General features: G+C 50.1%; 15 protein-coding genes. 11 read left to right on the top strand and 4 right to left on the bottom strand.

Translation table 11 applies throughout. The features are described 5' to 3' along the window. Nucleotides 1–44: 44 nt before the first annotated feature. From AB1S50_RS14755 to AB1S50_RS14745, 3 genes are all read right to left on the bottom strand, one after another. Nucleotides 45–806, bottom strand: coding sequence for a zeta toxin family protein (locus tag AB1S50_RS14755; protein WP_367151665.1), 762 nt, complete (start codon nt 804–806; stop codon nt 45–47). Then, entirely contained in the window at nt 806–1,168 is a 363-nt protein-coding gene (locus AB1S50_RS14750) for a TA system antitoxin ParD family protein (protein ID WP_367151664.1), read from the bottom strand. Before AB1S50_RS14750 ends, AB1S50_RS14755 begins: the two co-directional genes overlap by 1 nt. Nucleotides 1,169–1,231: 63 nt before the next feature. Continuing rightward, entirely contained in the window at nt 1,232–1,573 is a 342-nt protein-coding gene (locus AB1S50_RS14745) for a plasmid mobilization protein (RefSeq protein WP_367151663.1), read from the bottom strand. Nucleotides 1,574–1,997: 424 nt separating this feature from the next. Here AB1S50_RS14745 and AB1S50_RS14740 point away from each other — a divergent pair, with 424 nt between their 5' ends. The 3 genes from AB1S50_RS14740 to AB1S50_RS14730 are packed head-to-tail and all read left to right on the top strand — an operon-like array spanning nt 1,998 to nt 3,996. Then, nucleotides 1,998–2,453, top strand: coding sequence for a TraK family protein (locus AB1S50_RS14740; RefSeq protein ID WP_367151662.1), 456 nt, complete (start codon nt 1,998–2,000; stop codon nt 2,451–2,453). Further along, complete coding sequence (locus AB1S50_RS14735; RefSeq protein ID WP_367151661.1) at nt 2,434–3,477, top strand: TraK family protein; 1,044 nt, start codon at nt 2,434–2,436, stop codon at nt 3,475–3,477. The genes AB1S50_RS14740 and AB1S50_RS14735 overlap by 20 nt, the downstream gene beginning before the upstream one ends. A 51-nt stretch (nt 3,478–3,528) precedes the next feature. Continuing rightward, on the top strand, nt 3,529–3,996 hold the full coding sequence (locus AB1S50_RS14730) for a hypothetical protein (protein ID WP_367151659.1): 468 nt from the start codon (nt 3,529–3,531) through the stop codon (nt 3,994–3,996). Nucleotides 3,997–4,038: 42 nt separating this feature from the next. On the opposite strand, the gene AB1S50_RS14725 is transcribed toward AB1S50_RS14730, so the two are convergent. Continuing rightward, the gene (locus tag AB1S50_RS14725; protein ID WP_367151658.1) at nt 4,039–4,269 is read right to left on the bottom strand and encodes a hypothetical protein; all 231 of its coding nucleotides are present in this window, start codon (nt 4,267–4,269) and stop codon (nt 4,039–4,041) included. A 380-nt stretch (nt 4,270–4,649) separates the two neighbouring features. On the opposite strand from AB1S50_RS14725, the gene AB1S50_RS14720 reads away from it, so the two are divergent. The 8 genes from AB1S50_RS14720 (at nt 4,650) to AB1S50_RS14685 (ending at nt 11,185) form a co-directional block, all read left to right on the top strand. After that, entirely contained in the window at nt 4,650–4,970 is a 321-nt protein-coding gene (locus tag AB1S50_RS14720) for a hypothetical protein (RefSeq protein ID WP_367151657.1), read from the top strand. A gap of 118 nt (nt 4,971–5,088) precedes the next feature. Beyond that, complete coding sequence (gene trbB, locus AB1S50_RS14715; protein ID WP_367151656.1) at nt 5,089–6,054, top strand: P-type conjugative transfer ATPase TrbB; 966 nt, start codon at nt 5,089–5,091, stop codon at nt 6,052–6,054. A gap of 328 nt (nt 6,055–6,382) precedes the next feature. Next, on the top strand, nt 6,383–6,751 hold the full coding sequence (locus AB1S50_RS14710; RefSeq protein ID WP_367151655.1) for a TrbC/VirB2 family protein: 369 nt from the start codon (nt 6,383–6,385) through the stop codon (nt 6,749–6,751). Continuing rightward, complete coding sequence (trbD, locus tag AB1S50_RS14705) at nt 6,741–7,043, top strand: conjugal transfer protein TrbD (protein WP_367151654.1); 303 nt, start codon at nt 6,741–6,743, stop codon at nt 7,041–7,043. Before AB1S50_RS14710 ends, trbD begins: the two co-directional genes overlap by 11 nt. Before the next feature lie 2 nt (nt 7,044–7,045). Next, nucleotides 7,046–9,505 carry a VirB4 family type IV secretion/conjugal transfer ATPase gene (locus AB1S50_RS14700; protein ID WP_367151652.1) on the top strand — a complete coding sequence of 820 codons (2,460 nt, stop codon included), beginning with the start codon at nt 7,046–7,048 and terminating at the stop codon, nt 9,503–9,505. Nucleotides 9,506–9,618: 113 nt separating this feature from the next. Further along, the gene (locus tag AB1S50_RS14695) at nt 9,619–10,053 is read left to right on the top strand and encodes a hypothetical protein (protein WP_367151651.1); all 435 of its coding nucleotides are present in this window, start codon (nt 9,619–9,621) and stop codon (nt 10,051–10,053) included. A 176-nt stretch (nt 10,054–10,229) separates the two neighbouring features. Continuing rightward, nucleotides 10,230–10,964: a hypothetical protein gene (locus tag AB1S50_RS14690; protein ID WP_367151649.1), complete on the top strand. Its 735-nt coding sequence runs from the start codon at nt 10,230–10,232 to the stop codon at nt 10,962–10,964. Between the two features lie 2 nt (nt 10,965–10,966). Then, nucleotides 10,967–11,185: a hypothetical protein gene (locus tag AB1S50_RS14685; RefSeq protein ID WP_367151648.1), complete on the top strand. Its 219-nt coding sequence runs from the start codon at nt 10,967–10,969 to the stop codon at nt 11,183–11,185. Nucleotides 11,186–11,199: the final 14 nt, after the last annotated feature.

The raw sequence follows: 11,199 nt of genomic DNA, 5'->3' as shown, positions 1-11,199 counted from the left end.
AAAGTACGGGGTTTGTCGCGCAATATGATCACTAAAAAATTACTTTAACGCTTTCTCGGTTTTTTCCCTCTATCGCTTTCTTGCGTCTGATTATTTTCCTGTTGCAACTCGTTACTCTCACGTTTTTTTTCTTTCCCAAACAGCCTTCCAGGCTGCACACTTTCGGAAAGATCTACGCCTTTAGTCTGGTGCATGATCTGATAAATTTTTATCTCGCGGCCATACTGCTGGTGCGCCCACTCCGGCAAATTTTCATCGAGCTTGACCACGCGGCCACGCTCCAATGTCATTAGGTGTCGGTGTGGGTTCATCAATTTAGAATTATCGAAGACCAGAGTGCGATCCGCCATTTGCACCGCATCTTGTAGGTGCGCGAGGGTTCGAGGAAATCGGGAAAATATTTTCTCTTCAGGCACATTGTGGCCGCCTTCTGCGATGCGACTTTCAACTCGACTTTTTGCCAGTTCCGGCGTTGCCACATGAACGTGATACAGAGCCACAGAAAAACCGGCCTGCTGGGCGTCGCGGATTAATTCCAACTTAGAAGGGTGGGAAAAAACCGTCTCGGCCGCGAACGATTTGCCGGCCCTAATGTGCTCCTCCCGCTGCTTCTCGGCAATCTGCGCTGCCTCATAAGAGCGCTGTGGGTTGTTTTCATTGGGCCACAGCTTCTGCTGAATCTCATCGGCATTGATAAACGGGACTCTGGCATGTGGCTTGATTCGGTCGTAATAGAGCGTCGTCTTGCCCGCGCCGTTGATCCCGGCCAGCAAGTGCAGAATGGGGGAAGGGCGCTTGTCCGCCATCAGCGCCTCCGGCCTGTTTTCACTTTCTGCACCTTGCCTTGGTCGTCCAGCTCATACGCCGGCGCACCTGCCTTCTCCAGCCGGCGGGCTATGCGTTCGTCGTGGCCGCCCAGATTCTCCAGGTGGTTCCATAACATCCGCGCGTGGGCGTGCTCTTCCTCTCCAGTCAGATCCTCTACCGGGATCTTGCCCTGGAACGCCAAGTTCACCTTGTGCAGGTCGAAGATCCCAGACTCCTCCACAAACCGGCCGATCCGTGCCCAATGCTCGATCTGACCATTGAGGGAGCGGGAGTAGTGGTCCTTCTGGTCTTTGGCTGCGTTAAGCAGCTCGTCGTCGCTGAGCTTAATAGTCTGTGCCATTGTTAGGCCCTCAACTGATTGCTTTGCAGTCCTATTATAAAACATAGGGTTCTAAAATAGAACCTAGAGACGTTGGACTATCTCCTCGATCTGATCCTGGGTTTCTTCCAGCCTCTTTAGTAACCGCTCGATCTGGCCCTTTACTTTTGGGGTGTCCCCATAGTTCATCGACAACCACCATTTCAGCAAGCCACCGAGTCGGCCCTGGTCGCCGGCAACCTTTACCAGCTGAAGAATCGTTTGTGCGTCTAAGGTTGATTTCGGCCGGAAGCCCAGGCCGAGTTCACGAAGATAACGACCGGCTGGTTTGCTCACTGCCAAGGCATTCGCCTTCAATTGCTGCTTTTCATCTTCCGTACAACGGACCTGGATTACCTTCTCTCGTCGGCGCTTTTCACTGCCCATTAGTCCCCCCAATTTGGCGTAATCATTTTCCGATTTGGGTGCCCGGTAGGGCGCTTTTATCGGCCTCGCAGAGCAGGATATTCGTTGAGCCGCAGGCGAATAAGACCAGTGAAACGCTATCGTCGACTTGTCGGCGGTAGTGCGTTTCACACATCCTGCCCAATTGATATTACGTTATTTTTCTACGATTTGCCCCAAAGGGGCAAATATTCAAAGATTTGAACGCCAAAAAAAGATTAAAGGGTGCAAAAGGGCATAAAGGGGCGCATAAAGTGCTTGACAAGGGATCATAAGGGCATAAAGATGCTTAAAAAATCTTACACGGGAACAAAAGGGCTTAAAAAGTGGTAAAAGGGATTAAAAAATACTCGATCACTTTACTGGCTGCTCTGAACAGCCTGAAGGCACCTTTAGGGGAAACAGAATGAGAGGAAAGGGCAAGGGCGACTTCACCCGCCATCGCTCTGAAATCGCAGAGAAGATCAGCCTGGGTTGGCCGATCAAGATGGTGTGGCAGTACTGTAAGGATGCCGAGCTGGTAGACCTCGATTACTCGACTTTCCGCAAGTACGTGAACTCGATCATCGGGTATCGCCCCTACAAGAATGGGAATGGGCCTTTGTCGGGCCAAACCTCAACCGTGGCCCCCTCCACGGTTGAACCTCTCGAACCAGGGGTTGAACAAGCTGCCATCACGGCACCAGACACAACCACGGCGAGAAAAGGCACTGAGCCGAAATTCACAGAGGCTCCGCCCCCTAAGGCGGCGCCGGAGAAGAAGCAGGGAGACGGTCCAATCATGGTTGGCACTTTCCAAGAGGAAAAACCAATGCGACCCGGCAAAAAAGGAATGGCGCTTGATGACGATGAACTCTATTAATCCGCGCGGGCGACACCTGCGAGAATTTCTTGATCAAAAAGCGGCCATTATGGCCGACCTTGAGACAGGCCATTCCCTCAAGCAGGTATGGGGATCGCTTTGTGATCAAAATTTATTCAGCGGCTCCTATCGATTGTTCTGTTCTTATGCAACTCGATACAGGGAGGCGGTGATGTACGCCAAAGTACAAACGTCCGCCAATGGCAATGACTCCAAGTTGAGCGCAGCCGTGGGTGGTAGCAACTTATCCGAAGATAAAACTGCTGGAGAAAGCAATATGTCCGAAGTGAAAAAAACCGTACACATCGTCGTCCAAGGTAAGGGTGGTGTGGGCAAGTCCGTTATTAGCGGTTTCGTTACCCAGTACCAATTGAGCAAGGGGAATGAAGTCCTGCCTATCGACACCGATCCAGTAAACGCGACGTTGGCAGGGTACAAGGCTTTCAACACCTATCGCGTCGATCTGCTGGATGACACGACCAACGAAATTAACCCGCGCAATTTCGACGGGATGATGGAAAAGATTTTTGAGAGCGAAGCCCAGGACATTGTAATTGACAACGGTGCAAGCTCATTCGTCCCATTGGTTAACTACCTAAAAAGTAATGACGTCATTTCGCTGCTTAGAGATTCTGGAATTAAAGTTGTTCTTCATACTGTAGTAACTGCCGGCCAAGCGCAAAAAGATACACTGACTGGTTTTTCCATGCTCGCAGAAAAATTTCGCGAACAGGATGCAAAATTTATTGTTTGGATCAATGAATTTTGGGGGAAAATTGAAGAGCAAGGAAAAACTTTTACAGACATGAAAGTTTTTGATCGCAACAAGGATGTGATAACTGCTGTGATCACCGTGCCGCGTCTGCAAGAAAATACTTTTGGTGAAGATCTTTCCCGGATGCTAAAGGCGCAAATGACTTTTGATGAGGCAATACAGAGCGACCAATTCCAAATCATGGAAAAACAACGTATTAAAACGATTAAAAACAAAATGTTTCAAGGTATGGCAGTGGCCTTGGGTTAAGCGTTGCGTGGCCAGTAAGTACCGGCCATTTACCAAACATAAGGAAAAAAAATGGTTGAGGCTGCTGAACCCCTTTCCGATGAAGAGGTCCTGGAGGAAATCTGTAACGAAGTCGCCAGGCGCCACGGCTTACTGCTAACCAAGGATGATCCGGTGCTGGTGACCGTTACCCTAAACAGGGTGGCCCTGCGCAAGGTTCAGGAAGCAAACATGGCCGCCTTTGAGACGTTGCGCAACGGTTTGGAGGAAATCTACCTGCGCCAGGCGCAGGAGACAAAGGACACTGCCAACAAGCTGGTAGGCGCGGCGCTTCGAGCCTCGGAGCACTCAATTAGCGATATGTCGGATAGAGTTGCCACTGCCGTTGCAAAACAAGTGGAGGAAAGCCTCGCTCAGGCGGAGTCTCGCATAGCTGCGACTGCCGCCAGCATACGCTTTGATCGAACTGTTTCAGTTTGCGCGGCAGTGGTTGGTGTCATTGCAGGGCTATCGGTACTGGTTGCATTGGCCCTACTTTGACCCGGAGCACGGTAAGCCCCGCCGTTCAGGGCGAGACAAACCCTACTCCGTTCTTGGCATTAGTTGCCAAGCGCGCTGTTTTATCTGCTCGCAACGCGAAGTTAAATCGCTGATCGCCCAACAGCTACCTTCAACGGTATCGCAGCTAACTTCATTGGCCGCATAGGTAAGAGTGATGGCAATCGCCTTGATTTGTTGTAGGAGCCGGTCTAGCTCGTCGGCACAGCCCAGAAAACTCAGGCAGGCGATATCGGGAGGAAGTTTTGTATCCATGTGCGTCTCCACTGTTTTTCGCGATCTACCGCCCCCGCCCCATAGGTTCCAATCCATGGGGACGGGCGAATACGGGGTTGGAACTACCGTACAGTGGAACGGCCCGCCGAAGCGGCCCCGCATCACCCGCCATAAAACTCGGGCACAAAAAAACTCGCAGGAGCGAGCTAGGCTCCACTGATTTCCGGGGTTCCAATCCCGACGCTGAGAGAGTCAGCGCACGGGGAGGATGGACTCTCGTTAGCAGCTTGTCAATCCCTTGTAGTCAATGGACTAGGAAGGGGAATGCGCAGGCAAGTGGCCAAACCTGAAGCCCATCGGTCATAATCCACGCTTAACAAGGGAAGCTGTGGAGTGGTTGCTGGGCAATCAGTTATTACGTGGATAAAGATACATTTGCACAGAATTTAGCCTTTGAACTAAAACGTAGAGAGATGGAAAAAGCGGAACTCGCTAGGCAATGCGGTCTATCTCGCGCCTTTATCTTTGAAATAACCCGTAAAAAAAATCCACAAAATAGCAGCCTCGATTCAGCGACCGCCATCGCCACAACATTGAAATTGCCGTTGTTTTTATTTTTCCTACCATCACCGCTATTCCAGCGCGTGGTATCCGATCTGCCAGAGAATCCCAAACAGAAAGTTACCGTAGCTGCGGTTCTTAAAGCAGTCCTTGGTTACTATTTGCGAAATAATGAATAAGACGACAAAACTGTGATAAACAACACAGAATAAAAATTCTTTTAAAAAAGTGGCGCTTGTCCCACCCCTGGAGTCTGATATATTTAACCTCTAGGGATTGCATGGAGCAACGTGTGGGATGGAAAACTCTGAGTCGGATCTTCGGCTACAGGCGAAACTAAAGCGCGAGCTTGGACCAGTGATTTGTGAGGCACTGGAGTGCGATAATGTTTTAGAAATTATGGTCAATCCAGATGGCAAGCTCTGGATTGAAAAATTTGGATCTTCCCCGAATATCGCCGGCGAACTTCCGGCCTCTCATATTCGCTCCATCCTCGGCACTATTGCCGCTTCCATCGAGTCCGCCTGTAATCGGGAGAACCCCGTGGTTGAGGGGGTTCTCCCGATAGGCGGACACCGCTTCGCCGGTGTCCACAACTCTAATACAGGCACTCCCTACAGTGCCTTCGCGATTCGCAAAAAACCAACGCGGGTTTTCACCCTGGATGAATACGTGAAATCCGGGACTATGACCGCTGATCAAAAAGGGGTTATTGATCGGGCCATTAAAGAAAAATGGAATATTTTAGTTGCCGGCGGTACGGGTTCCGGTAAAACTACATTAACAAATGGCGTATTGGCACGTGTCAATGAATTATGCCCAGACGATAGATTATTTTTGGTGGAAGATACACAGGAAATTATCTGCGAACAGGAAAATACTGTACAAATTACTACCAGTGAATATTTATCGTCGTATGGAGCATTAAAGCTCGCTTTGCGTTTTCGTCCAGATCGAGTCATGTTTGGCGAGGTGCGCGACGGTGTCGCCCTGGACCTGCTTAAAGCCTGGAATACAGGGCACCCCGGTGGTATTTGCACACTTCATGCCAACAGCTCAGAAGAGGCGCTGGAACGTGTTTCTGAAATGATTCAGGAGAAATGTCCTGGTGATTTTCGGTCTTTGATAGGCCGGTCTATTGATCTGTGCCTATTTATCCAAAAATCCCCCGGTTCGAAGTCTGGTCGATTTATTCGCGACCTTATCAAAGTGGAGAGGTTTGATAAGTCGCGTGGGGAGTTTGTTTTCTCAACTATCTGCTAAAAATATTAAACTATGTGTTTTAAATCAACTACTTTACTTGTATTGTTCTCTGGCCTTCTGATAATCGCCATAATACCCAGCAATGCAATCGCATACTGGGAAACCCCTCTGGAACAGATTTATGGGCATCTAACTGGATTTAGAAGCCTTGTTTTATCGGTATCAGGCTTGGCCATATCCGTCATATCCCTAGTTTTTTTCGGCAGTAAAATGCCCAAACTAGTACGTGGAGCGACGACTCTTGTCTTAAGTTTTTCTATCTCTATGTGCCTGGTATTATCTATTCACTATTGGTTATTTTCTTTCAATTACTATTAAAAAGGATCGGATGATGAATTTTAACTCAACCACTTTACTTGTTCTTTTCGCTGGCCTGCTAGCCGTTTCTCTTTTCCCCAATGAAGTCCTGGCATCGACCAGTACGGGGCTCCCTTGGGAAAGTCCGCTGCAACTAATTCAGCGCTCACTGACCGGTCCTGTGGCGCTTGTCGGGGCAATCCTGGGTATTGCGGCTGCTGGCCTGTCCCTCGTCTTCGCTGGCGGTGAAATGACGGAATTTATCCGCCGGGTAGTAATGCTTGTGTTAGTAATCTCCTTGATCATTGGCGCCGCCAGTGCGATTACTATTTTATTTGGTACTTCCAGCGCCGTGATCGGCAGCCCGGAAAGCCTGGGATTGTTACCAAATGGCCAATGACTCACAGCCCAGCAGCACACCGATTTACCAGGCACTCGCGCGCCCAAACTTATTTATGGGCGGCGACCGCGAAATGGTGCTCGGTGTCATTCTGGTATTCGGCTCCATCATGGTCATCGGTGCGACGGTGCAGCCTGTGGCCGCGATAACGGCTGCGCTGGTGATCATAGGTTCGCTCTGGGGCCTTCGCCAAGCGGCAAAAGCCGACCCACGTATGCGACAGAAGTATTTCCGGAGCGTGAAGTACAAAGCGGTCTACCGGGCGCACTCGCGCCCGTTTCGAGAGGGATAATCATGCTGAATGTGAGGGCCTACCAGGGTAGGGAACCCGGATTTGCCGACCTGTTGAACTATGCCGCCGTCGTGAGCGACGGTGTAGTCAGCCTGAAAGATGGCTCTTTTATGGCCGGCTTCTTCTATCGGGGAGAAGACACCTTTTCCGTCACAGGATCGGAACTCAACTGGCAGGCGGCGCAGATTAATCGCGCCGGTGCCAGCTTGGGCTCCGGCTGGATGATTCATTGCGACGCGGCGCGAATGCCAGCACCCAAGTATGACTTGCTGCGGCGCTCGCACTTTCCGGACCCGGTAACTCAAGCCATAGAAGAGGAACGGCAGCGATACTTTTCCGCTGCGGGCAATGCGTACCTATCCGAGTATGCCCTGATTGTGACTTTTCAGCCGCCTTATCGCCTTCAGTCAAAGTTGGTGGATGTAATGTATGAGGGCGGCGCCTCCAACAAGGTGACGGATGAAGAACGGGGTATGCAGCTCCTGGAAAGCTTCCAGGAGCAGGTGGCCAAATTAGAGCGCGATTTAGGTTCTGTATTAACCCTGAACCGGATGCGTAGCCGCCCTTACATCGATGAGTACGGTTGTGAGCATATTTACGACGAGCTGTTGGCCTATATCAACTTCTGTATCTGTGGCAAGCGCCACCCGATCAACCTTCCACCTATCCCCATGTACTTGGATTCCATCCTGGGTTCCCGCGACTTCTATACAGGTATAACGCCAAATATAGATGGGCAGTATATTTCCCCTATTGCTATCGAGGGGTTTCCGCCAGAATCTTTCCCCGCCATGTTGTCGGTGATGGACCAAATCCACGGGCAATACCGCTGGTCCACCAGGTTTATCTTTGAAGATCCGGAGAAAGCAAAATCCGCTCTCAACAAGTTTAAAAAGAAGTGGGAACAGAAGAAGCGCGGCTTGTGGGACCAGGTAACCCGCAACCCGTCAGGTAAGATCAATCAGGAGGCCGTGCGCATGGAGGCGCAGGCACAACAGGCAATGAACGATGTGGATGCGGGCGCGGTCTGCTATGGCTATATGACCAGTGTGCTACTGCTCTACGGCAAGGACCAGGGTCTATTAAAAGAAGAGGCGGAGGAAATACAAGCTCGTATCGAGCGCCTGGGTTTCAATGTCCGCATTGAAACAATCAATGCGGTCGAAGCCTATCTAGGTTCTCTGCCCGGCCATAGCCGGGAAAACGTGGTGCGGCCGATGCTGAACACCCTGAACCTCGCACACCTGCTGCCGACCTCCGCCATCTGGGCGGGAGAAAAGAATTGTCCTTGCCCATTCTACCCTCCCGAGTCGCCGCCATTGATGCACTGTGCCACTCACGGCGCCACACCTTTCCGCTTAAACCTGCATGTCGATGATCTGGGCCATACCCTGGTACTGGGGCCGCCTGGCTCAGGCAAAAGTACTTTTCTCGGCATACTGGAAGCGCAAGCATTCCGGTATCCAGACGCCACAGTGATGGCGTTCGATAAAGGTTTGTCCATGTACGCACTGAGCGAGGCCGCTGGCGGGCAGCATTTCGATGTGGCCGGAGAGAACAGCGCCCTGGCTTTCGCGCCACTTTCTCATGTTGAGAGCAAGGCAGATATCGCCTGGTTTGCTGGCTGGATTGAGGAAGTCGTCAAGCTCCAGGGGGTGGAGCTAACACCGCAAATGCGGACAGAAATCTACAATGCCACCAAAACCTGCGTGGATACCGGCAGTAAAACTCTATCGGACTATGCAAGTACCGTCCAGGATCACGCTGTGCGCGATGCTCTGGAACAGTACACAATTCGCGGCGCTATGGGGCATTTACTCGATGCGGAAGAGGACGGTTTGAGCTTCCACCGCTTCACCGTCTTCGAAATCGAGGCCCTGATGGAACTGAGCGATACCTACGGCTTGCCGGTCCTGATGTATTTGTTCTGGCGTGTCGAGAAGATGCTGAAAGGCCAACCCGCCTTCCTGTTTCTCGATGAAGCCTGGCTGATGCTAAAACACCCGCTATTCAAGGAAAAAATTCGCGAATGGCTCAAGGTACTGCGGAAAGCCAACTGCCTCATAGTCTTTAGCACACAAAGCATTGAGGATGCACAGGAAAGCGGTCTGCTGCCGGTGTTGCGCGATTCCTGTCCCACCAAAGTTTACTTACCCAACCCCGAGGCAATGACCGAGGACGGCAGGGAAATTTATCGGGCAATGGGGTTGAACAGCAAGGAAATCCAGATCATCGCATCGGCAACACGTAAGCGTCAGTATTACTTCGTACAACCGACAGGTCGCCGGCTTATCGAACTAGCGCTAGGTGAGGTTGCGCTGTCCTTTGTAGGTGCCAGCGGCAAAAAGGACATTGCACGCATACGTGAGCTTAAAACCGAGTACGGTGCCAATTGGCCTCAGCAATGGCTGATTGAACGCCGGATAAACTGGAAACTTGAGAAAGAAACGGAAGCAGCCTAATGCTGCGGCGGAAAGGAACCTGGATACGCCGATTAAGGGTACCACCTCAAGAAGATATTAATAAGATTATATTTATTACTTGAAAAGTCGATGGATAAATAGAGGATCTAATAATGTCAAACTCTGTTCGCCAACCGATCATGACCATCAACCTACATAAAGAGGATGGTGACCGGCAGATAAAAGTTTTCAAAAAAGGGGGTATCTTGCTGTTAATTCTAATAGTTTTGGGCGCCCTCCATCTTTTCAATTATATGCTGGAAGAATTAGCCGCTTATGAACGGCAAGCCGAACTGGATGAGCTAAAGCCCACTATGATGGAGTTAGCAAATCTAGGACAGGAAGAAGCCGCTCAGTGGCTCGTTAAAAATTTTTTCAAGGAGGAAAACTACAGAATTCAAGAATATGTAACAAAGGGCCAGCCCTGGGCCATATACCTACAGGGCCGTATGACGATCAAAAAAGGAAATGTGGAAGAAGGCGAAGCGTTGATCGCTCAAGCTGCTGAAAAAGGATTTGCTCCGGCTGTAGCTTATCTGACGAAATAGCTAAAGAAATTGTATTTTCTAGGTGAGGTTGCACTGTTATTTGTAGGTGTCAGTGGCAAAAAGGACATTGCACGCATACGTTAGATTAAAACTTAGTACGGTGTCATTTCGCTTCAGCAGTGGCTGATTGAACGCCGGATAAACTGAAAACTTGATAAAGAAAGGGAGACAGCCTTATGCGATTGAAACATTATATTTTTGCCATCATGTTAGCAATTCCGTTGTCCGTGCGCGCTAGTGGCATTCCAACCGTAGATATCGTTGGCAACTTACAGATGGTGCTGGACTATGCGGAATCACTTTCCCAGACCACTCAGCAGGCACAGCAAATCTACAACGAAGTAGAAATGATCCGCAACCAGATCGCTGAAGCGGAACGCCAAATACAGAACATGCAGCGGCTTGGAAACTACGACTGGGCCGATATGAATGCTCAACTATCCAAGCTGGAACAAGCGGCCATGCGCACAAATGCCCTAGTTTATGCCTCTGGAGATATGGAAGGGTCCTACGAGGCATACCGTGATCAGGCGTATTACGAATCGAATACAGCTCAATATAATCGCGAACAGACGGTTCAGCGCTGGAACAACAATGCCATGGCTACCACAAAAAGTAGCGCCGCTGTGCTTGATCGGCAGGCCGAACTTCTCACAGAAGATGCTCAGCAGCTGTCAAGGCTGCAAGGTGATGTATCAGGGGCGGAAGGACAAATGGCTGCCCAGCAGGCCGGCAGCCAGCTCCAGGCGTTTACCGCCCAACAGCTTATGTATGTTCGGCAACTGCAAATGAATGAGCAGCAAATATTGATTCAACGGAGAGCAGAAGAAGCTGAAAGAAATGCGATTATAACGGCCGCAGAATCCAGGTTAGATGAACCAATGACAAACACTCCTAGCAACAGGTACTAATTATGAAAAAGGTATTGATTATTTGCATCGTGGCTCTTATTTCAGCCTGTAATAAACAGGCAGAATGCCTTGATACTGTAGTTCTTAAAACACCACAAGGAGAGGTTAAAGTGGTTAATAGTCCAGCTGCAAGAAGATATATACAGGCGATAAATGCCGCGTATGATGCAGAAAAGAACCTCGATAAGCCAATGGTAAACAAGCCTTCTGAAAAATATTAGTTTGCGAGGATATA

This window comes from Microbulbifer discodermiae (assembly GCF_040742695.1).
GTDB lineage: Bacteria > Pseudomonadota > Gammaproteobacteria > Pseudomonadales > Cellvibrionaceae > Microbulbifer.
Note: the sequence above shows the minus strand (reverse complement) of the source record. Positions and strands in the feature narration are given on the sequence as shown.